The sequence below is a fragment of the Streptomyces albidochromogenes genome (assembly GCF_005981925.1).
Classification (GTDB): Bacteria; Actinomycetota; Actinomycetes; order Streptomycetales; family Streptomycetaceae; genus Streptomyces; species Streptomyces albidochromogenes.
In genome coordinates this window covers 1-20137 of the sequence record NZ_VBVX01000104.1, presented here as the reverse complement: position 1 = coordinate 20137, position 20137 = coordinate 1, and the positions used below count along the sequence as shown (strand labels likewise).

The following is a 20137-nucleotide window of genomic DNA, read 5'->3' as shown; positions in this document are numbered from 1 at the left end:
TGTGGGGGGGGAGAGGTGTAGGGGGGGGGGGGGGGGGGGGGGGGCATCCGACGCGTTCGCACGAACATCGGTATCCGGCGGGATGCGCGGCGGGGGCGAGCGGCAGCCCCGCGGCGGCGGCGGCCAGGAGCAGGGCCTTGCGGTCCTCGGCCAGGTCGTCGGCGTCGGTGGCCTTCGGGCGGCGGCGCAGCCACTGGGGAAGTCTGCTTTCCACTGTCTGCCTGCTCTCTGTGCCGCGATAGCGGCCGAAATCGGCGCCCATTCAACCCCTCACCTCAGCGTTGTGCTGTCCATGCTGCCACCATCCTGCGCTTCGGGTGGCCGCAGTCCCCATCCGGGGTACGCGGGTGGATACCACAGCGGTGGTGCGATTGGCGCCTTTGCCCCGATAAGTGGCCTCGCGGTGAACATCCGGCGAACTCCGTGAGCGAACTCACCCCGGTGCGGCCGCCGGGCCCGGCGGGGGTCTCAGCGCGGCGTGAGGCCGCCCAGCGCGCAGTCGACGACGGCGTCGGCGTAGGCGTGCGTGAGCGGGAGGGTGCGCAGCAGCCAGCGGTGGGCGAGCGGCGCGACGAGGAGTTCGAGCGCGACGCGCGGGTCGAGGTCCGGGCGTACGTCGCCGGCTTCCTGCGCCGCGCGCAGCCGCTTCACGTACAGCTGGAGCGACGGTTCGAGCAGCTTCTCGACGAACTCGGCGCCCAGCACCGGGTCGACGATGCCGGCGGCGGTCAGGGCGCGGGAGGGGGCTTCGTACTGGGGATCGACGAGTTCGTCGACGGTGGCGCGCAGGACCGTCTTGAGGTCGGCCGCCAGGTCGCCGGTGTCCGGGATCTCGTAGTCGCCGCCGGCGCCGGCGGCCTCGGCGGCCCGCTCCCCGAGGTCGAGGAAGGCTTCGAGGAGAACGGCGGCCTTGGAGGGCCACCACCGGTAGATCGTCTGCTTGCCCACGCCGGCGCGGGCCGCGATGCCCTCGATCGTCGTCTTCGGATAGCCCACCTCGCCGACGAGGGAGAGCGCCGCGTCGTAGATCGCGCGGCGGGAGCGTTCGCTGCGGCGCGTGGTGTCGGGGGTCCTGGCGGCCGGCTTGGCGGCGGGCTCGGGGGTGCGGGTGTCGGCCATGGCGCCCAATCTACCAGCCGAGCGAGACGACCCGTCTCGCTTGATGGACGGGAACTGACCAGTCGGGAACCACCCGATCGGTTCACTGCGCGACGGGCCGGTTCGGCGGACCATGGCTCTCACGCACACTCTGTGCCCCAGCCGCTCGTGAGGAGCCCTCATTGCCTCGTGACGCCTCGCCCCGCCGCTACCTGATGTGCCCCCCGGAGCACTTCAGGGTGACGTACTCCATCAACCCCTGGATGGACCCCGCGAAACCGGTCGACCTGCCGCTGGCCCTGACCCAGTGGGAGGACCTGCGCGACCGCTACCGGAGTCTCGGCCACACCGTCGACCTCCTCACCCCCAGGCCGGGCCTGCCCGACATGGTGTACGCCGCCAACGGCGCCACCGTGATCGACGGGCGGGTGCTCGGCGCGCGGTTCGCCTACCCGGAACGGGCCGCGGAGGCCCAGGCGCATCTGGAGTGGTTCCGGGCCCACGGGTTCACCGAGATCCTGGAGCCGGCGCACATCAACGAGGGCGAGGGCGACTTCGCGGTCACCTCGTCGTGGGTCCTCGCCGGGCGCGGCTTCCGCTCCAGCCCGCTGTCGCACGACGAGGCGCAGGAGTTCTTCGGCCGCCCGGTCATCGGCCTGGACCTCGTCGATCCGCGCTACTACCACCTGGACACCGCGCTGGCCGTCCTCGACGACCGTGAGGACGAGGTCATGTACTACCCCGGCGCCTTCTCCCCCGGCAGCCGGGCCGTCCTCGCCCGGCTCTTCCCCGACGCGATCATCGCGGAGGAGGCGGACGCGGCGGCCCTGGGGCTCAACGCGGTGAGCGACGGGCGGCACGTGCTGCTGCCGCAGACCGCGCTCGGACTCTTCGCGCCGCTGCGGGCGCGCGGGTTCGAGCCGGTCGGGATGGACCTGGGGGAGCTGCTCAAGGGCGGCGGCAGCGTGAAGTGCTGCACGCAGGAGCTGCGCGGCTAGGCGGTCGCGGGCGGGGGCGGCGGCCAGGCGTCGCCCCAGTCGGTGTCGCGGGCCGCCCGGTACAGGTCGCCGTGCTTCTTGGTGACCGTCTCGCGGGTGAGTTCCCGCGGCTTCGCGCACAGTTCCAGCAGGACCATGCCCTTGCGGATCTGCGGCCTGCGGATCACGCGGTTGGCCGCCGGGACCGCGGCTGGACCGTCCGCGCCTTCGCGCACGACGGCGACGTAGCTGAACTTCTCGTCCTCGTAGGGCAGTGAGCCGCCCTTGACCTGGCGGTGGAGCGAGGAGCGGCTGACCCGCGCGGAGAAGTGGCACCAGTCGGCGCCGGGCGCGATGGGGCAGGCTCCGCTGTGCGGGCAGGGAGCGGCGACGCTCAGGCCGGCGTCGATCAGCTGCTGCCTGGCCTCGATGACGCGCAGGTAGCCGTCGGGCGTGCCGGGTTCGACGATCACGACGGCCCGGGCGGCACGGGCGGCCTCGGCGACGAGGGCGGCGCGGTCGGCTGGGGTGAGTTCCTTCAGGACGTACGAGACGGTGACGAGATCGGCGCTCTCGATCCGGAGCGCCGATCCGATGCGGGCGCGCTGCCAGGTCGCGGCGCGCAGGGCGGGCGAACCGGACGCCTCGGCCAGTTCCCGGCCCAGCGCCAGGGCCGGCTCGGCCCAGTCCAGGACCGTGCTGGCCGCGCTCTCCTCCCAGGCCTCCGCCACGGCCCAGGTCGCGGCGCCGGTCCCGCCGCCGACGTCCACGTGCGTCGCCGGGGCCCACTCCGGGGCCGCGTCGCGCAGAGCGGCCAGCGCGGACCGTACCGCCTCGAAGGTCGCGGGCATCCGGTAGGCGGCGTACGCGGCCACGTCGGAGCGGTCGCGGAGCACGGGGGCGCCGGTGGGGGTGGTGCCCCGGTAGCTGGCGATCAGCCGCTCGACGGCCTGTGCGGCCTGCTTGGGCGGCAGCCCGTCGAGAAGTCCGGCGAGCGCGCCGCGCAGGGCTTCCGCGGTGGGGAGGGTGGAGTTCACCGTCAAATTTTACGCACTCCCCCGCGCGCGCCGGAGGCCGCCCGCGGCGGGCGGCGGCGGCGGTGGCGGAGCGCGCCGAACTGATTCCGGGCGGAGGGAAGTTGCTACGCTGACGCCCTTGTCGTGACCCTCGGGGGGACCATGGGACAGCGGGTCGTACGCGTGGCTCTGGTGGCCGGTGTGATCGTCCTGGCGCTGCTGCTCCTGCTGGCCACGTGCGGTGGCGGCGACGCCACGGACGAGAAGCGGCCGTCGCCCGGCCCCTCCGCGTCCGCGTCCACGAGGAAGAGCGCGGCGGCCGGTCCCGCGACGCGGCTGGCCGTTCCCTCGGCGTACGCCAACGACCGCGGCTGGGAGATCACCGGCGCCTCGCCCGAGTACGCGGTCGCCGCGAGTGCCGGGCGGGTGGGGCTCCTGGAGCGGGTGTCCGCCACCCGCTTCCGGCTGCGGACCGTCGACGCGGCCGGCGGCAGGACGCGGTGGACGGGTGACGCGTGGCAGCCGCTGTCCGACCCCGCGCACTTCCCCCGGCTGCTGGCGGTGGCCAAGGACGGCCGGGAGTTCTTCGTCACCTGGTCGTACGGGAAGGTCGGCGAGGACGCGCTGTCGTCGGCCGACATGATCGTGGCACTCGACGTGTACGACGTGCGCGACGGCGCGCAGCGGCGGGTCGAGCTGCCCTGGGCGGACGTGCCGAGCGTGACCGGGGACGGTCCCGGCGTCCTCGTCAGCGACGGCGGCGCGGACAGCGCGGTCGTCGATCCCCTGACCGGCCTGGTGACCCGGGTCGCCGCGAAGGACCTGCGGTACCCGAAGGGATGCGGGGAGTGCCGGACGCAGACGCAGGTGCGGGCCGTGACGGAGAAGGGGCTGCTGGTCAGCGGGCGCCGGGAGTTCTGGGTGCGGGGCGGCTGGCACAGCCGCACGCGGGCGCCGGGCGGCACCGAGGCGGCGTCGGGGGTGCCCACGTCCGTGGCGGACGGGCGGGTCCTCGCCAAGTGGCGGAAGAAGCGGGGCAGTGAGGGCGCGGCCGACTACGACGTGTGGGCGGTGCACGACGCGACGACCGGGAAGGTGCTCGCGCGGGCGCAGTGCCGCAGGCCCGCCATAGAGCCGGGCACGTACCCGCGGGCGGCGCTGTCGCCGGAGGGCCGGTACGTGGTGGCGGGGAGCCTCGGCTTCGACCTGGAAACGGGGTCGGGCCACTGCTTCGAGGAGCCGGACGGTACCCGCCCGCTTTCCTTGACGGCGGTGACGGACACCGGCGTGGCGTACGGCACGACGGCGACGCGCACCCCCGTGGAGGCGGATCTCACGGCACGGCGGCCGGCCGCGCTGGCGGCGAACGCGCACGTTCCGGCGGTGGAGGTCGCCGGCACCGGCCTGTTCCCCTGGACGGACCGCAAGGACCGCCCCCGCCTGACCGCGTACGCCCGGCGGGGCTGACGGACAGAGCGGCGAGCGGGGCAGCGGTCCTTACGCCGCCTCACGCCTCCACGGCCGGCACAGCGCCGCGAAGAGGGTCAGCGAGGCCAGGGCGCAGGTCAGCTGGACCACCGCCATCGGGACCGCCGTCGCCTCGCCCGCGATGCCGACCAGCGGGGAGGCGATCGCGCCGATCAGGAACGACGTCGTGCCGAGCAGCGCCGACGCCGAGCCCGCCGCGTGCGGGGTGCGCGTCAGGGCCAGGGCGTTGGTGTTGGGCAGGGCGAGGCCCATCGACGACATCAGGACGAACAGGCCCGCCGCGACCGGCGCGAGGCCGGCCTCGCCGAAGACCCCGGCGGTCATCAGGAGCAGCGCGAGGGAGGCGAGGGCGATCAGGAGCAGGCCCGTGGCCAGCACCTTGTCCATGCTGACCCGGCCCACCAGCAGCTTGCCGTTGATCTGGCCGACCACGATCAGGCCGACCGAGTTGAGGCCGAAGAGCAGGCTGAAGGTCTGGGGCGAGGCGCCGTAGATCTCCTGGACCACGAACGGGGACGCGGCGATGTACGCGAACAGGGCGGCGAACGCCATGCCCCCGGCCAGCATGTAGCCGGTGAAGACCCGGTCCGCGAGGAGTCCGCGCATCGTACGGAGGGCTTCGCCGACGCCTCCCCGGTGCCGCCGCTCCGCCGGCAGCGTCTCGTGCAGCCACTTCCACACCACCAGGGTCAGCACGACGCCGACGCCGGTGAGGACCACGAAGACGCCCCGCCAGTCGGTGAGGCGCAGCACTTGGCCGCCGATGACCGGCGCGATGACGGGCGCCACACCGGAGATCAGCATGAGGGTGGAGAAGAACCGGGCCATCTCCACGCCGTCGTACAAATCGCGGACGACCGCCCGGGCGATCACGATGCCCGCCGCCCCCGCGAGCCCCTGGAGCAGCCGGAAGGCGATCAGGAGCTCGACGGAGGGCGCGAAGGCGCAGATCGCGGTGGCAGCGACGTACACGATCATGCCGAGGAGCAGGGGCTTGCGGCGGCCGAACCGGTCGCTCATCGGCCCGACGACCAGTTGCCCGAGCGCCATGCCGGCGAGGCACGCGGTCAGGGTGAGCTGCACGGTGGCGGCGGGCGAGCGCAGGGCCCGGGTGACTTCCGGGAGGGCCGGGAGGTACATGTCCATGGAGAGCGGCGGCAGCGCGGTGAGTCCGCCCAGCACCAGCGTGACCAGCAGGCTCGCGCGGCGGGCGGCGGGGACCGCGTCGGGGTGCCGCGTTCCCCCCGTGCCGGATATGTGACCTTGCGTGGACTGGCCTGTCTCCGGCATTCGCATCTCCATGTCGTTGAATCTGCACCTATGCTCTCAGCTCGTCCGGAGTGGTCGAGACCTTTTCCGCCGGGGGCTGGGATGCACAAGGAAACCGTGCGCTGGGGCGTGCTCGCCACCGGCGGCATCGCGTCGTCGTTCACCACCGATCTGCTGGCGATGCGCGAGAGCGACGGCGCCGAGGTGGTCGCGGTGGCCTCCCGTACGACGGCCGGCGCCAAGGCGTTCGCCGAGCGGTTCGGGATACCGCGCGCGTACGGCGGCTGGGCGGAGCTCGCCGCCGACGAGGACGTGGACGTGGTGTACGTCGCCGGCCCCCACTCCGCGCACCGGGCCGCCGCCGCCCTGTGCCTGGAGGCGGGCCGGAACGTGCTGTGCGAGAAGGCGTTCACCCTCAACTCCCGCCAGGCGCGCAAGCTGGTCGCCGTGGCCCGGCGCCACGACAGCCGGCACAGCCTGCGGTACGAGGCCGCCGAGGTGATGCGCTGCCTGCGCGCGGGCGAGAAGGAGTCCCCGCTCGTCCCGCTGGAGGGCAGCCTCGCCGTGACGCGGACGCTCGACGCGGTGCGCGACCGTATCGGCGTCCGCTGTCCGGCCGACGAGGAGGAGTGACAAGCGCGCGGGCGTCAGGCGGGCTTCAGGCCCGGGTCGCCCGCCTCCGTCACCAGCGACGCGGCCGTCGTGACCGGCGCGCCGGGCGTGGTGACGGCGGACACCGTTCGGAAGTCCGCGCGCGCCGTGTCCGCGCCGAGGGTGACCCTTGTGTAGCCGCGCCTGCCGTCGTAGAACCGCAGGTGCGCGTTGCCCTGCATCAGGCGGTCGTAGTTGGCGGGCCGCTGCGCGCCGTCCTTGCCGCTGGATATGGAGGTGGTGACGAACTCCGTGCCCACCGTGCGCGAGTCCGGGTCCTCGAAGTCCTTCTTCAGGTCGAACGCGTACGCGACGTGGACGTCCCCCGTGAGCACCACGAGGTTGTCGACACCGGCCGCCTCCGCTCCGTCGAGCACCCGCTTGCGGGAGGCCGGGTAGCCGTCCCAGGCGTCCATGCTGACCTTCGGGTCGCCCGCGCTGCGCCGCCGGGAGAAGGTGACCTGCTGGGGGACGACGTTCCACAGCGCCCGGGACGCGTGCCAGCCGTCGACGAGCCACCGCTCCTGCTCCGCGCCGGTCATGGTGCGCGACGGGTCCTCGGACTCGGGGCCGGGCAGCTGCCAGCCGTCGCCGTACGCCTGGTTGGAGCGGTACTGGCGGGTGTCGAGGATGTCGAACTGCGCGAGCCGCCCGAAGTGCAGCCGCCGGTAGAGCCGCATGTCGGGGCCGTCGGGCCGCTGCGGGGCGCGCAGCGGCTGGTTCTCCCAGTAGGCGCGGTACGCCGCCGCCCTGCGCAGCAGGAACTCCTCGGGCGGTACGTCGTTCTCCGGGGCCCCGCCCGCGTAGTTGTTCTCCGTCTCGTGGTCGTCCCAGGTGACGACGAAGGGGTGGGCGGCGTGCGCGGCCATCAGGTCCGGGTCGGACTTGTAGAGGGCGTACCGCAGCCGGTAGTCCTCCAGCGTGACCGTCTCGCGGTTGAAGTGCGCGGGCAGGCGGCGGTCGGTGTAGGCGCGGGCGCCGCCGGTCGCGTCGACGCCGTACTCGTACAGGTAGTCGCCCAGGTGGAAGACGACGTCGAGGTCTTCCTCCGCGAGGTGCTTGTACGGGGTGAAGTAGCCGTCGTGGTACGCCTGGCAGGAGACGGCCGCGAGCCGCAGACCGTCGACGCGGGCGCCCCGGGCGGGCGCGGTGCGGGTGCGTCCGACGGGGCTGATCCAGTCGCCCGCGCGGAAGCGGTAGTAGTGGACGCGGTCCGGGTCGAGCCCGTCGGCCTCCACGCGCACGCTGTGGGCGAACTCGGGGTGCGCGGTGACGTGGCCGCGCCGGACGGTGCGGCGGAAGCGGGCGTCGTGCGCGAGTTCCCAGCGCACCTGGACGCGGGCGCGCGGGAGGCCGCCGTCCGGCTCGTACGGCTGCGGGGCGAGCCTCGTCCACAGGAGGGCGGACCCGGGAAGCGGGTCGCCGGAGGCGACGCCGAGCGTGAAGGGGTCGTCGGTGATGCGCCGCGCGTCGAGTTCGGCGGCCTGCGCGGTCCCGGGGAGGTTCGTCGCGAAGGCGAGCGCGGCCGCCGCTCCGGTGACGGTGAGGAATCCGCGGCGGTGGATGTGCCGGGCGGCGGCTCTGAGCTCCTGGCCGTGGCCCGACGTACCCGGTGCGACCGATGTGACAGTCATCTGGCCCTCCCCTGACGGCTGTTGTCAGAGGTATTCGAGTGGCACGGGGCGTCGCCTCGCTTTCATGTACGTGTCACGTACGCTGCTGGGCCATGAACCCTGAGACGAAGATCGCCGTGGTGACCGGAGCGGGCTCGGGCATCGGCCGGGCCGTCGCACTCGCCCTGGCGGGCGCGGGCTGGTCGGTGGCGCTGGCCGGGCGGCGTACCGGACCGCTGGAGGAGACGGCGCGGGAGGCGGGCGGCGAGACGCTGTGCGTCGCGGCGGACGTGGCGCTGCCGGCCGATGTCGACCGGCTCTTCGCCGCCGTGCGCGAGCGGTACGGGCGCCTCGATCTGCTCTTCAACAACGCGGGCACGTTCGGGCCGCGCGGGGTGGCGGTGGAGGACATCGGGTACCAGGAGTGGCACTCGGTCGTGGACGTGAACGTCACCGGTTCGTTCCTGTGCGCGCAGGCGGCGTTCCGGCAGATGAAGGGGCAGGACCCGCAGGGTGGCCGGATCATCAACAACGGGTCGATCTCGGCGCACGCGCCCCGGCCGCACTCGATCGCGTACACGACCACCAAGCACGCCATGACGGGCCTGACCAAGTCCCTCTCGCTCGACGGCCGGCCGTACCGGATCGCGTGCGGCCAGATCGACATCGGCAACGCGGCGACGGACATGACGGAGCGGATGCAGGCCGGGATCCTCCAGGCGCACGGCGAGCTGATGGCGGAGCCGGTGATGGACGTACGGGACGTGGCGCGGACGGTGCTGCACATGGCGGAGCTGCCGCTCGACGCGAACGTGCAGTTCGCGACGGTGATGGCGACGACGATGCCGTACGTCGGGCGGGGCTGAGGGAACATCGCCGCCGGGCCGGGGGTTGGGGGCGGTATGACGTCATTCCCCGACACCGAAGTCCTGCGCTACACCGCCTTCTCGGCCGACCCGGAGGGCGGCAATCCGGCCGGCGTCGTCCTGGACGCGGCCGGGCTCGACGACGCGGCGATGCTCGCCGTGGCGGCGGAGCTGGGCTACAGCGAGACCGCGTTCCTCACCGAGGAGCTGGAGTCCGGACGGGCCTTCACGGTCCGCTACTTCAGCCCGAAGGGCGAGGTCTCCTTCTGCGGCCACGCGACGGTCGCGACGGCCCTCGCACTCGCGGAGCACCGGGGCCGGCCGGGCGACGTCGTCTTCGAGACGCGGGCCGGCACGGTGCCGGTGCGGGTGACCCGGGGCGACGACGGCGCGTACCGCGCCACCCTCACCAGCGTCGAGCCGCACACCGAGGACGCGGCCGGGGAGGACGTGGCGGAGGCGCTGGCGGCGCTGGACTGGCCGGCCGCCGACCTGGACCCGGCGTTCCCGCCGCGCATCGCGTACGCCGGTGCCCGCCACCTGATCCTGGCGGCCGCGACCCGCGAGCGGCTGGCCCGGCTGTCGTACGACTTCGAGCGGCTCGCGGCGCTGATGCGCAGGCTGGACCTGACGACGGTGCAGCTGGTGTGGCGCGAGGACGCGACGACGTTCCACGTCCGCGACCCGTTCCCGGTCGGCGGTGTGGTCGAGGACCCGGCGACGGGCGCGGCGGCGGCGGCGTTCGGGGCGTACGCGCGCGAACTGGGCCTCGTCCCGGACCCGTCGGTCCTCACCCTCCACCAGGGCGACGACATGGGCCGCCCGGGGGTCCTGACGGTCGAACTCCGCGCGGGCGACGCGCGGATCAGGGTCGGCGGCACGGGCGCGCGCATCCCGGAGAAGGCGGCCGGCCACCCGAACGCATGAGCCCGGGGGACGGACAGGCCCGCACACGGGCCTGTCGGTTCCGCACCAGGCCCGAGCCGCCAGTTCGCCGCGGGAGCAGGCGTCGCCGGTGCGTGACGGGATCCGGTCTCGAGGAAGTGCGCTCCCGCACGGGTACGGGACGGTTCAGCTGATCTTGCGGGCAGAAAGTGGGCTGGAACCAGGCACGGCCCGGCTGCCGGGTACGTTGTCGGCGCGAAGTCTGGCGGCCACAGCGCCGGGACCGGGGCACCTGAAGCGTCGTCGGCCCACCGACGGGGGTGACCTCCCGCGCCCCCCAGCCGGCGTGCCGGGAGGTCTGCGACCGGGAAGCCGGGTGCGCCTCCATCCGGGCGTGGCCAGCGCCGCGAGAACGCCTCGGCAGGATCCATTGGAAATTGGTCGTGTTCAGCCTGGCGTGAGCAGGTCCCCACGGTGCGGAAAAGAGACTGCCTGCTGCGCTGATCGTCCTCGACGCCGCCGCGCGGCCTCCGCCTTGGGGAGGCGCCCAGTGTTCTTCCGCACGACGGTGTCAGGCGCGGCGGCAGCGATGTTGAAGCTCGGAGATGACGGCTTTCTCCCGCGTGTTGACGGCACCGTCCACGGTGGCCACCCGTTCGGCCACGTCAAGGAGATCACTCACATCTCCCGGCTCGGCGTCCAGGCGTCGCCACACCTCGACGGGATCGAGATCGACAAGGTGAGCGAGCCGTTCGTCGACCAGCTGATGCCGATCCCGGACCGACTTCACCAGGTGCCGCATCAACAACGCCTCGTCGTCGGCGATCTTCTGGTTCGCCGCGATGACGAGCCACGCGACCCACAGCATCAACTGCGGGTGGCCACTCCGCTCGCTCAGCCCCTCGGCGATCTCGATCACCCGCGCCTCGTTCCGGAAGACAGCTTGCGCGTGCCGCCCCGCGAGCAGCGTCGTATAGCGGTTCAACACCACCGCGAGGGGAACGCCAACCACGGGGATACCGATCTTGATGACGTTGCGCTGCAGAAGAAACTTGCCAACGAAGGGGAGCCCCTTCGCAGCGTTCAGTACCGCTTTGGAGTAGAAGCGCTTGATCAACGGCCGCATCATGACCGGGACGGTCTTGACCACGCCTTCCCGGACCACTTCCCCGCCTCTGATCGTGAAAGCCACTCGAATGAGCTTCCACATGTCCTCGGGGTCGGACAGGTCGAGCGGGACCCGGTAGAGGACCGAGATGTCGTAGGCCAGGCGGAGCTGGAGCTGACTGATGAACGCGACATCGACCATCATGGTCGCGACAGCGGCCGGAACGGTCGCCGGCGACGCACCGCCGAGGCTCCCGAGGGTGGTGACGACGGCCGCCGTGTAGGCACCGGCGGAGAGCCCTCCTTCGAGTGCGGCGTACCGAGCCGCCATCTTGATCCGCTGATCGACGATGGCATCCGCCGGCACACCTTCGTACCGCTCCTGGAAGTACTGCCAGTCGACCTTTTCCGTATAGGAGTTCATGGCCTGAGCGGTGAGCTTGGTGAACCAGCTGCCCGACTTGATGTCGTCCGGGCTCAACCCTTTGATGAAGTCCCGCATCTCGGCCCGCTCACGCTCGACCGCCTCCCGGTCGGCGCCGTCGTCGCCGCCGGCGTCAACAGCGTCAGTCAGGGTTTCGGTCATGGTGAGTCCTCCCAGGCGGGGCAGCGTCCAGTCAGATTGCCAGGTTTTGGACAGCCCCGCTGACGTCTCAACAAGGTGACTTACTGACCAGCCGTTTGTCGGCGGATGCCGTGTTGATCGGCCGAGCCCAGATGGGTCAGGGCCGGTTGTACCACTCGCACTTGAGTGCCGTGTTCGCATCGCCAAGACAGATCCTGACGGACGCCGCCCCGCCGGGCACATCCGAGGGGATCACGGTTCTGAACTGGTATGTCACTTTGCACTGAGTGCTGGTGCTCCAGGTGCCGAGCTCGTTGCCGGAGGCATCGTACGTGCTGAACCGCACCCTGTTGCAGTCGACGGCCCGGAGTTTCCCACCGGCCCCGACCGACCGGTCATACCACGTCAGGGTGCCGCGGACGGAGCTGGCACCGAGTGTGACGTCGAACGGGGTGCTCGGGTAGGGGGCGGTCTGCGCGCCGGCGGCGGGAGCGCCCAGCAAGGTGCCCGCGGTCAGCACGACGGAACCGAGGGCGGCGGCGAGATGAGTCTTCATGCGATCTCCAGGCTGGGGACGACAGGGCCCGACACCCGGTCGCGTGCGGCATCAACCGGGTGAAGCGGAACCGGGCGGCGGCGACCCGGTTCGGCGAACTCGCGGTCCGTTTCGACGCGACGATTCTCATCGCCGCGATCAACGCACGGCTGTGGCCTGCCGGATGTGCCGGCCCCGCATGTCATTCCGGCCGCGATCAGGCCGGCGGGCTGAAGGGCGACAGGGCCAATGGAAGCTGTGCGCCGTACGATCTGGACGGCCGACCGCGACCTCCCCGGGCGGCCCGTCCAGAACACCAGCAACACCCTTGACGACTGACAGATCCGCCGCTGTCCATGCCGGCACCGCCACATGACCCTCAGCCGGCAAACCATCACCACAAGGACCGCTGCGGTGCTAGTGCAGGCCGTCGATGCAGTAGCCGGCGCGGTAGCAGGTCTGTCCCTTGAGGTATTTCTGGTTCTCGTCGGTCATGTAGACCCAGATGTTGTCGGACCCACCGACGACGTTCGCGGCAAGGGCGAAGTCCGCCGGCCCGGATCGATTGCACCAGGTGCTGCTGCTCTTGAAGTCCAGTGAGGTGCTACCGGCGAACGCCCGCGCGTAGACCCGCCGACACCCGGTGGCCTTGAACGATGCGTCGACGCTGACCGACCGGTTGGACCAGCTGGCCGTGCCTTTGTAGTAGCTCGCCCCATACTCGATCGAGACAGCGGCGGCAGCGGCGGACGCGGCGGTCGCGGGTGTCGCCGCGAAGGCCGTCCCGGCAACCGACGCGGCTGCGGTCACGGCCATGCCGACCTTCCTCGTGCGGCTCTTCAGCTTCGATGTGTCCTTCAACCTCACTATGACTCCCAGGTTCCTCGAGTGCCGGGTGCACAACCTCACCGTCGTGCGGAGGCGACTGCCTCAGACCGGGCAGTGAACGTTGCTGCCGTTGTTCGGCAACACGACTCAAGCACGCGTGGACCTCACGCCGGAAAGCATTCGAGCCGGTTCAAATCCATCGCGACGACTGCTAGCGTCGGGGCGGTGCTTACTCTGCGTGTAGACGCCGACACAGTGTCCAGGACGCGGTTGGCTCCTTCCCCTGCTTCGGAATCCATAGCGTGGCTGAAACTCACCGCCGCGTCGGGACGGCACCCGGTCTTCGGAGATCCCGGACCACTTGCCCGCGCGTCACTTGCTCATCCGGACGTTGCCCTGCTCGCAGACCTGTTGCCGCAGAACGGCGACACCTACAGACCTGACCTGCTCACCCCTCAGCCAGGAACGGACGCACAGCACCGCGACCTGCTCGACGAGCAGATCGCGCACATCGAGGCCGCGGCGCAGGACGACCTCGAAACCCAGGTCTTCACCCACACCCGGACCCACTGGAACAGGCCGCTGCTGGCCACCACCCGCCGGATCGCGGAGTCGGGGCAGATGCAGCGACGTCTCGCCAACGGTCTCGCCCGGTTCTGGCGCGATGCCCTGGCCGAGGGCTGGCCCGAACTGCGCTCGATCATCCATCAGGACATCGCCCACCGCGCGACGGTCATCGCCACCCACGGCGTCGGCCGGGCGCTCGGAGCGCTCCACCCCGACATGGCTTGGGCAGGCGACGCGGTCACCCTCGCCAAGCCGTGGGATGCCGAAATCGATGTCACCGGCCGGGACTTGGTTCTCGCCCCCAGCGTGCTCAACTGGCCCGACGTCATCATCCAGGTCGACACCCCCGGGCAGTTCGTCCTCTACTACCCCGCCCAGCGGATCGGGACCGACCGGGATCGCACATCCAAAAAGATCGCGCAAGTGGTCGGCAACGCCCGAGCGGCCTTGCTGGCGGACCTCGAAACCGCCCGGTCCACCGCGGAACTCGCCGCCCGAACCGGATACACCCCGGGCACCGTCTCCTACCACCTCAGCGCCCTGCACCGCGCACGCCTCGTCACCAAGGTCAGAGACGGGCGCTACGTGTTGTACCAGCGGACCGCACATGCGGCAGGTCTGCTGGAAGAAGCCCGCGGCTAGGTGTATCGACCCGCAGCGTTGTTGACGCGGGCGGCCGTCCAGATCGTGGGCCGGAGGCCCTGTCCATGGCAGAACCGCGGGTGAGCGGCAGACGAGTCGGGCTGTACGCCGGGTTCTGTGCCCCGGGACCTCGCGGTCGTCGGGGCGACGGCCATCCATCTAGGACCGGCGTTGCCACCGGCCTCGTGCGGTCTACCCGCGGACTCGGGCGGGCAGCCCTCGAACGTCCGCGCAGGGCCGTCTCGCGACGGCCCCTCTTGACCTTGCTCCAGGTGGGGTTTACCTAGCCGCCTGAGTCACCTCAGGCGCTGGTGGTCTCTTACACCACCGTTTCACCCTTACCGAGGACCGAAATCCCCGGCGGTCTGTTTTCTGTGGCACTGTCCCGCGGGTCACCCCGGGTGGCCGTTAGCCACCACCTTGCCCTGTGGAGCCCGGACGTTCCTCGGGGAGATCCGGGGATCTCCACGCGGCCGTCCGCCCGGCTCGTCTGCCGTGCCGACCATGCTACCCGCCGGACCACGCCGGCTCAGACGAAGGCCGCCGTCTCCAGGTCGAAGCCGAAGGGGTCGGGGAGGGTGAAGGGCTTGCCGAAGGGGACGGTGGACAACTGGCGGTAGTCGTCACCCTCCGGCTCGCCGAACAGCGTCAGCGAGGACGTCTCACGGTCGACGAGCAGGTGCGGAGGGACGCCGCGTTCGTCGTCGCCGTCACACCGGGGTGAACAGGACCTTCGCGGTGCCCGGGTCCGCCTGGGTGAGGCGGACTCTGATGCGTTCGCCGAGGGGGAGGTCGCCGTCGCCGCCCTCCACACGGCCGACCACCGCCACGTCCTCCAGGTGCACCGTGCCGACGGCCCGGTCCTGGTCCCGCACGTCGACCACGTGGGCGTGGAAGAGGTCGCCCACGCGGTCCCTCAGCAGCGCGGCCTCGACGATGTCCACGCACTCGCGCTCGACGCCCGCCGCCCGCCGCGTCCCCTCCGCCATCTCCCGCGGGAGGCCGGGCAGCCCGTCCCGTACCCACTGCGGCGGCTCCTCGCCCGCCGCCGCGGCGACGCACAGCTCCCCGGCGTAACGGTCCACGAGGCGGCGCAGCGGGGCCGTGCAGTGCGTGTACGGGGCGGCCACCGCCGCGTGCACGGCGGGGTCGGGGACCTCGCCGTTCGTGAAGACCGTGTACCCCGCCCCGCGCAGCAGCGTCGTGCACTCCTGGAGGAACGCGGCGTGCGCGGCCTTCGTCGGGTCCAGGGAGCGCACGATCTCGGCGTACGACGTGTGATGCGGCCACTCGATGCGCAGCGCCCGCGCCGCCCGGCGCAGGCGGGCCACCTCGCCGAGCGGGGCGGCGGGCAGGGTGCGCAGGATGCCGGTGCCGGTGGCGGTCATCAGGTCGGCGGCGGCCATGCCGGTCAGGAGGGAGATCTGGGCGTTCCACCCGTCGGCCGGCAGCGGGGCGCGGAAGCCGAGGAAGTACGTGTCGCCGCGTTCGACGATCTCCTGCTCCGGAACGTTCAGCGAGATCCCGCCGCGCTCGCGCTCCAGCGCCTCGCGCAGCCGCCCGATGTCGCGCAGCAGCGCCACCGGCTCCTCCGCCGTGCCCGCGTCGATCCGCTGCTGGACACCGGAGTAGTCGAGCCGCGCCCGGCTCCGTACGAGCGCGCGGCGCACGTCGACCGTCTCGGTACGGCCGTGCCCGTCGAGGTCGATGCGCCACAGGAGGGCCGGGCGGGTCCGGTCGGGGAGCAGGCTCGCGGCGTCCTCGGAGAGCAGCGGCGGGTGCAGGGGGACCTTCCCGTCCGGGAAGTACAGCGTCATGACCCTGCGGTGGGCCTCGGCGTCGAGCGCGCCGCCCGGCCTGACGAACGCGGCCACGTCCGCGATCGCGTAGTGCACGCGGTAGCCGCCGCTCTCGCGGCGGGCCAGGTGCATCGCCTGGTCGAGGTCGACGGAACCGGGCGGGTCGATGGTGAACAGGGGGATGCCGGTCGCGTCGTACGCGGGCAGCCGGGGCGCCCTCGCGGCTTCCTCGGCTTCCGCGAGGACCTCGGCCGGGAACTCCCCCGGCACGTCGAGCGTGGTGCGCAGGGCGCGCAGGGCCGCCCGGAGGGGGGCCTCCGGTGCGCCGGTCACATGGATGGGGCGGCGGGGCATGCTCCGAGCGTAGGTCCGGCGGGGCCGAGCGGCACGGCGGGCTCCGCTTACCCTGGCCTACTGCCGTGTCCGTGTCCGAAGGAGTTGTGCCGTGCTCGTCCTCTTGCCGCCGTCCGAAGGAAAGGCCACCGGCGGTTCCGGCGCGCCCCTGAAGCCGGAGTCCCTGTCGCTGCCGGAGCTGGCCGGGGCGCGGGCGGCCGTGCTGGACGAGCTGGTCGACCTGTGCGCCGCCGACGAGGAGAAGGCGCGGGTCGTCCTGGGGCTCAGCGAGGGGCTGCGCGGCGAGGTCGCCAAGAACGTCGGCCTGCGGATCGCCGGGGCGCGTCCCGCCGGGGAGATCTACACCGGTGTGCTGTACGAGGCGCTGGACCTCGCCGGCCTGGACGCGGCCGCGCGCAAGCGCGCCCGGCAGTCGCTGCTGGTGTTCTCGGGGCTGTGGGGCGCGGTGGGGATCGGCGACCGGATTCCCTCCTACCGGTGCGCCATGGGCGTGAAGCTGCCGGGCCTGGGCGCGCTGGGGGCGTACTGGCGCGGGCCGATGGCCGCCGCGATGCCGGTGGCGGCGGGCGACGGGCTGGTGCTGGACCTGCGGTCGTCGGCGTACGCGGCGGCGTGGAAGCCGAAGGGGGACGTGGCGGGGCGCACGGCCACGGTGCGGGTGCTGCACGCGCAGGTCGACGCGGACGGAGTCGAGAAGCGGTCCGTCGTCAGCCACTTCAACAAGGCGACGAAGGGCCGGATCGTACGGGACCTGCTGGCCGCCGGGGCCGACCCCGCCGGCCCGGCGGAGCTCGTGTCGGTGCTGCGGGACCTGGGGTACGTCGTGGAGGCGTCGGCTCCCGCGAAGGCGGGGAAGGCGTGGGCGCTGGACGTGGTGGTGACCCAGATCCACTGAGCGGTTGCAGGCTGCGCAACGCTCGTTGCGGAGTGCGTCGCGCGGCGGCAGGATGGCGGCCATGACTTCCGTGCTCGACCTCGCGCCCGTCGTCCCCGTCGTTGTCCTGGAGGACGCCGCCGACGCGGTGCCGCTCGCCCGCGCGCTGGTCGCCGGCGGGCTGCCGGCCATCGAGGTGACGCTGCGGACGCCCGCCGCGCTCGACGCGATCCGGGCCGTCGCCGCGGAGGTGCCGGACGCGGTGCTCGGCGCCGGCACGGTGATCTCCCCGGCCCAGGTGGCGGACGCGGTGGCGGCCGGGGCCCGGTTCCTGGTCAGCCCGGGGTGGACGGACGCGCTGCTGGACGCGATGGCGGCGTCCGGGGTGCCGTTCCTGCCGGGGGTCTCCACGGTGTCGGAGGTCGTGGCGCTGCTGGAGCGCGGCGTGACGGAGATGAAGTTCTTCCCGGCCGAGGCGGCGGGCGGTACGCCGTACCTGAAGTCGCTGGGCGCCCCGCTCCCCCGGGCCCGCTTCTGCCCGACGGGCGGCATCAGCCTGGCGTCGGCGCCGTCGTACCTGGCGCTGGCGAACGTCGGCTGTGTGGGCGGCACCTGGATGCTCCCGCCGGACGCGCTGGCCGCGAAGGACTGGGCCCGGGTGGAGGAGCTGGCCCGCGAGGCGGCGGGGCTGCGCGGCTGAACGGGGCCAGGGACCGCCGGCCGGTTCTGGTGCCGGTGACGGGCCGTTCCGGGGGCGGCGTTCGGGACCCGCATGACGCAGCCGCCCGGCAGCGCCCTTTGTACGACGCCCACTCCCCGCGCACACATCGCGCTCTACGTCCCGGACACCACCCCCTGCGCGGCCCGCCCGCTCCCGCCGGTGGGTGAGGTGCGGGCCGTCCCCGTGGCCGGCCGTTCCCGCCGCTTTCCGGCCCGGGGCCAGGCCCCGGAGGCCGCTCAGCGCAGGTGCGACGTGTCGTTCAGCAGGCGCAGGGACGCGTTGCCGTCCGCGTAGTACGCCACCGCCGACAGCGACGCCGCCGAGAGTTCCATGCGGAACAGGGACTCGGGCGGAGCGCCCAGCGCCAGGCGTACCAAGGTCTTGACCGGCGTCACGTGGGTGACGACCAGGACCGTGCGGCCCGCGCAGCGGGCGATCAGCTTGTCGCGGGCCGTCGACACCCGCCGCGCCACCGACGCGAAGCTCTCGCCGCCCCCGGTCGGCGCCGCCTTCGGGGAGGCCAGCCACGCGTCCAGGTCCGCCGGGTACCGCTCGCGCACTTCGGCGAAGGTCAGGCCCTCCCACGCCCCGAAGTCCGTCTCGCGCAGGCCCTCTTCGACGCGTACGTCGAGTCCGAGCCGCGCCGCCACCACGTCGGCCGTCTCCCGGCACCGCCGCAGCGGCGAGCTGACGATCTCCTGGACGGTGCCGCGCGCGGCCAGCGTCGTGGCGACCGCCTGGGCCTGACGGCGGCCGACCGCCGAGAGCTCCGGGTCGGATCCGCCGCTCCCGGAGAACCGCTTCTCGGGGGTGAGCGCCGTCTCCCCGTGCCGCAGGAGCACGAACGTCGTGGGCGCGCCGAGGTCGGCCGCGGCGCCCCAGCCCACGGCGGGCGCGGTGACGGGCTCGGCCTCGGACGCCTCCGGCAGGGTCAGCGGCTCGGGCGCCGCCGCGGCGCGCCCCAGGGCCGCACGGGCCTTGGCGGCGCCGGCCGCCGCGTCGCCCACCACGCGCGGCGCGGCGGCGGCGAGGTCGGCCGTGGAGGCCGACGGCTCCCACTGCTTGCCCTTCTTGCCCGCGTCCATCGCCTCGTTGGCGAGCCGGTCGGCGTGCTTGTTCTTCTCGCGCGGGATCCACTCGTAGGTGACCCGGACGCGCGGGAAGACCGTCGCCGCCTCGGCGGCCAGCGGCTTCATGTCCGGGTGCTTGATCTTCCAGCGGCCGGACATCTGCTCGACGACGAGCTTGGAGTCCATGCGGACGTGGACGGTCGCGTCCGGCGCCAGCGCGTGCGCGGCCCGCAGGCCGGCGATCAGCCCCTTGTACTCCGCGACGTTGTTCGTGGCGACGCCGATGTACTCGGCGGCCTCGGCGAGCGTCTCCCCCGTCTGCGGGTCGAGGACGACCGCGCCGTAGCCGGCGGGGCCCGGGTTGCCCCGGGAGCCGCCGTCGGCCTCGACGACGAAGCTGCGTCCCACGGCTACAGGCCGGACTCGGAGGTGCGGACCAGGATGCGGCGGCAGTTCTCGCAGCGCACCACCGCGTCGGGGGCGGCGGCCCGCACCTCGTTGACCTCGGTGATGTTGAGCTCCAGCCGGCAGCCCTCGCAGCGGCGCTGGTAGAGGCGGGCCGCGCCGACGCCGCCGGACTGGAGGCGCAGCTTCTCGTACAGCTTGAGGAGGTCGGCGGGGATCGTCGCGGAGGCGACCTCGCGCTCCTTGGTGACCGTGGCGACCTCGCCGTCGATCTGCTCGAAGGCGGCGTCGCGGCGCGCGGTCGCGTCGTCGGCCTTGGCCTGGACGGAGGAGACGCGCTCGGTCAGCTCGGCGACGCGCTCCTGGATGGACTCGCGGCGCTCCATGACCTCCAGGACGACGTCCTCCAGGTCGCCCTGGCGCTTGGCGAGGGAGACGAGTTCGCGCTGGAGGTTCTCCAGGTCCTTGGGCGACGAGACGGCGCCCGAGTCGAGGCGCTGCTGGTCGCGGGTGGCGCGCTGGCGGACCTGGTCGACGTCCTGCTCGGCCTTGGTCTGCTCGCGGGTGGTGTCGCTCTCCTCGGTCTGCGCGGCGACCAGCAGGTCGCGCAGCTGCGCGAGGTCCTTGGTGAGCGATTCGAGCTCGGCGTGCTCGGGCAGGGAGGTGCGCCGGTGGGCGAGCTGGGACAGGCGCAGGTCGAGGGCCTGTACGTCGAGGAGACGGATCTGGTCGGCGGGCGCGGCGTTCAGTTGGGGGCTCCAGAAGGATCAAAGGGGGCGCGCGATGCGCTCGTCGGAAGGGTGGTGG

At 72.7% G+C, this 20137-nt stretch carries 16 protein-coding genes, 1 other RNA gene and 3 pseudogenes; 8 read left to right on the top strand and 12 right to left on the bottom strand.

Features of this window, described 5'->3' with window-relative positions; genetic code table 11:
* A pseudogene (locus tag E2E34_RS36470) lies at positions 1 to 262 on the bottom strand (bifunctional DNA primase/polymerase); the annotation flags it as partial.
* 206 nt (positions 263 to 468) lie between these two features.
* Positions 469 to 1119 (bottom strand): TetR/AcrR family transcriptional regulator, encoded by a 651-nt coding sequence (locus E2E34_RS15895; protein ID WP_138902558.1) that lies wholly within the window; start codon positions 1117 to 1119, stop codon positions 469 to 471.
* Positions 1120 to 1253: 134 nt separating this feature from the next.
* Here E2E34_RS15895 and ddaH point away from each other — a divergent pair.
* A pseudogene (gene ddaH, locus E2E34_RS15890) lies at positions 1254 to 2096 on the top strand (dimethylargininase); the annotation flags it as partial.
* Here ddaH and E2E34_RS15885 read toward each other — a convergent pair.
* On the bottom strand, positions 2093 to 3112 hold the full coding sequence (locus E2E34_RS15885; RefSeq protein WP_138902557.1) for a small ribosomal subunit Rsm22 family protein: 1020 nt from the start codon (positions 3110 to 3112) through the stop codon (positions 2093 to 2095). The pseudogene ddaH and the gene E2E34_RS15885 overlap by 4 nt on opposite strands.
* Positions 3113 to 3253: 141 nt before the next feature.
* On the opposite strand from E2E34_RS15885, the gene E2E34_RS15880 reads away from it, so the two are divergent.
* Positions 3254 to 4558, top strand: coding sequence for a hypothetical protein (locus E2E34_RS15880; protein WP_208765255.1), 1305 nt, complete (start codon positions 3254 to 3256; stop codon positions 4556 to 4558).
* Between the two features lie 30 nt (positions 4559 to 4588).
* Here E2E34_RS15880 and E2E34_RS15875 read toward each other — a convergent pair whose 3' ends face one another.
* The gene (locus tag E2E34_RS15875) at positions 4589 to 5869 is read right to left on the bottom strand and encodes a Bcr/CflA family multidrug efflux MFS transporter (protein WP_138902556.1); all 1281 of its coding nucleotides are present in this window, start codon (positions 5867 to 5869) and stop codon (positions 4589 to 4591) included.
* 81 nt (positions 5870 to 5950) lie between these two features.
* On the opposite strand from E2E34_RS15875, the pseudogene E2E34_RS15870 reads away from it, so the two are divergent.
* A pseudogene (locus E2E34_RS15870) lies at positions 5951 to 6310 on the top strand (Gfo/Idh/MocA family protein); the annotation flags it as partial.
* A gap of 185 nt (positions 6311 to 6495) precedes the next feature.
* Here the strand turns inward: E2E34_RS15870 and E2E34_RS15865 are convergent.
* Complete coding sequence (locus E2E34_RS15865; protein ID WP_138902555.1) at positions 6496 to 8133, bottom strand: alkaline phosphatase D family protein; 1638 nt, start codon at positions 8131 to 8133, stop codon at positions 6496 to 6498.
* Positions 8134 to 8225: 92 nt separating this feature from the next.
* Between E2E34_RS15865 and E2E34_RS15860 the strand changes: the two genes are divergently transcribed.
* Both E2E34_RS15860 and E2E34_RS15855 read left to right on the top strand, forming a co-directional pair.
* Positions 8226 to 8978, top strand: a complete 753-nt coding sequence (locus E2E34_RS15860; RefSeq protein ID WP_138902554.1) for an SDR family oxidoreductase — start codon at positions 8226 to 8228, stop codon at positions 8976 to 8978.
* A gap of 36 nt (positions 8979 to 9014) precedes the next feature.
* Positions 9015 to 9905 (top strand): PhzF family phenazine biosynthesis protein, encoded by an 891-nt coding sequence (locus E2E34_RS15855; protein ID WP_138902553.1) that lies wholly within the window; start codon positions 9015 to 9017, stop codon positions 9903 to 9905.
* 529 nt (positions 9906 to 10434) lie between these two features.
* Here the strand turns inward: E2E34_RS15855 and E2E34_RS15850 are convergent.
* The 3 genes from E2E34_RS15850 to E2E34_RS15835 form a co-directional block, all read right to left on the bottom strand.
* Positions 10435 to 11556, bottom strand: coding sequence for a hypothetical protein (locus E2E34_RS15850; protein WP_138902552.1), 1122 nt, complete (start codon positions 11554 to 11556; stop codon positions 10435 to 10437).
* A 136-nt stretch (positions 11557 to 11692) separates the two neighbouring features.
* A complete protein-coding gene (locus tag E2E34_RS15845) occupies positions 11693 to 12055 on the bottom strand; it encodes a hypothetical protein (RefSeq protein WP_244315784.1) in 363 nt (120 codons plus the stop codon).
* Between the two features lie 432 nt (positions 12056 to 12487).
* Positions 12488 to 12886, bottom strand: a complete 399-nt coding sequence (locus E2E34_RS15835) for a hypothetical protein (RefSeq protein WP_138902550.1) — start codon at positions 12884 to 12886, stop codon at positions 12488 to 12490.
* A gap of 237 nt (positions 12887 to 13123) precedes the next feature.
* On the opposite strand from E2E34_RS15835, the gene E2E34_RS15830 reads away from it, so the two are divergent.
* Positions 13124 to 14107, top strand: coding sequence for a DUF5937 family protein (locus tag E2E34_RS15830; protein ID WP_138902549.1), 984 nt, complete (start codon positions 13124 to 13126; stop codon positions 14105 to 14107).
* Positions 14108 to 14195: 88 nt separating this feature from the next.
* Here E2E34_RS15830 and rnpB read toward each other — a convergent pair.
* Positions 14196 to 14596, bottom strand: an RNA gene (gene rnpB / locus E2E34_RS15825) — RNase P RNA component class A.
* Between the two features lie 221 nt (positions 14597 to 14817).
* Positions 14818 to 16260 (bottom strand): RNB domain-containing ribonuclease, encoded by a 1443-nt coding sequence (locus tag E2E34_RS15815; protein WP_138902548.1) that lies wholly within the window; start codon positions 16258 to 16260, stop codon positions 14818 to 14820.
* A gap of 91 nt (positions 16261 to 16351) precedes the next feature.
* On the opposite strand from E2E34_RS15815, the gene yaaA reads away from it, so the two are divergent.
* Together yaaA and eda are read left to right on the top strand one after the other, a co-directional pair.
* Positions 16352 to 17155 (top strand): peroxide stress protein YaaA, encoded by an 804-nt coding sequence (yaaA, locus tag E2E34_RS15810; RefSeq protein ID WP_138902547.1) that lies wholly within the window; start codon positions 16352 to 16354, stop codon positions 17153 to 17155.
* 61 nt (positions 17156 to 17216) lie between these two features.
* Complete coding sequence (eda, locus tag E2E34_RS15805; protein ID WP_138902546.1) at positions 17217 to 17834, top strand: bifunctional 4-hydroxy-2-oxoglutarate aldolase/2-dehydro-3-deoxy-phosphogluconate aldolase; 618 nt, start codon at positions 17217 to 17219, stop codon at positions 17832 to 17834.
* A gap of 257 nt (positions 17835 to 18091) precedes the next feature.
* On the opposite strand, the gene E2E34_RS15800 is transcribed toward eda, so the two are convergent.
* Together E2E34_RS15800 and E2E34_RS37130 are read right to left on the bottom strand one after the other, a co-directional pair.
* Positions 18092 to 19333: a bifunctional RNase H/acid phosphatase gene (locus E2E34_RS15800; protein WP_138902545.1), complete on the bottom strand. Its 1242-nt coding sequence runs from the start codon at positions 19331 to 19333 to the stop codon at positions 18092 to 18094.
* Positions 19334 to 19335: 2 nt separating this feature from the next.
* Positions 19336 to 20079 (bottom strand): CT398-like coiled coil hairpin domain-containing protein, encoded by a 744-nt coding sequence (locus tag E2E34_RS37130; protein ID WP_138902544.1) that lies wholly within the window; start codon positions 20077 to 20079, stop codon positions 19336 to 19338.
* Positions 20080 to 20137 lie beyond the last annotated feature (58 nt).

Coding starts and splice junctions, on each gene's coding strand:
- E2E34_RS15895 (WP_138902558.1), bottom strand. CDS start 1,119: ATGGCCGACACCCGCACCCCCGAGCCCGCCGCCAAGCCGGCCGCCAGG.
- E2E34_RS15860 (WP_138902554.1), top strand. CDS start 8,226: ATGAACCCTGAGACGAAGATCGCCGTGGTGACCGGAGCGGGCTCGGGC.
- E2E34_RS15850 (WP_138902552.1), bottom strand. CDS start 11,556: ATGACCGAAACCCTGACTGACGCTGTTGACGCCGGCGGCGACGACGGC.
- E2E34_RS15865 (WP_138902555.1), bottom strand. CDS start 8,133: ATGACTGTCACATCGGTCGCACCGGGTACGTCGGGCCACGGCCAGGAG.
- eda (WP_138902546.1), top strand. CDS start 17,217: ATGACTTCCGTGCTCGACCTCGCGCCCGTCGTCCCCGTCGTTGTCCTG.
- E2E34_RS15835 (WP_138902550.1), bottom strand. CDS start 12,886: ATGGCCGTGACCGCAGCCGCGTCGGTTGCCGGGACGGCCTTCGCGGCG.
- E2E34_RS15880 (WP_208765255.1), top strand. CDS start 3,254: ATGGGACAGCGGGTCGTACGCGTGGCTCTGGTGGCCGGTGTGATCGTC.
- E2E34_RS15855 (WP_138902553.1), top strand. CDS start 9,015: ATGACGTCATTCCCCGACACCGAAGTCCTGCGCTACACCGCCTTCTCG.
- E2E34_RS15875 (WP_138902556.1), bottom strand. CDS start 5,869: ATGCCGGAGACAGGCCAGTCCACGCAAGGTCACATATCCGGCACGGGG.
- E2E34_RS15815 (WP_138902548.1), bottom strand. CDS start 16,260: ATGCCCCGCCGCCCCATCCATGTGACCGGCGCACCGGAGGCCCCCCTC.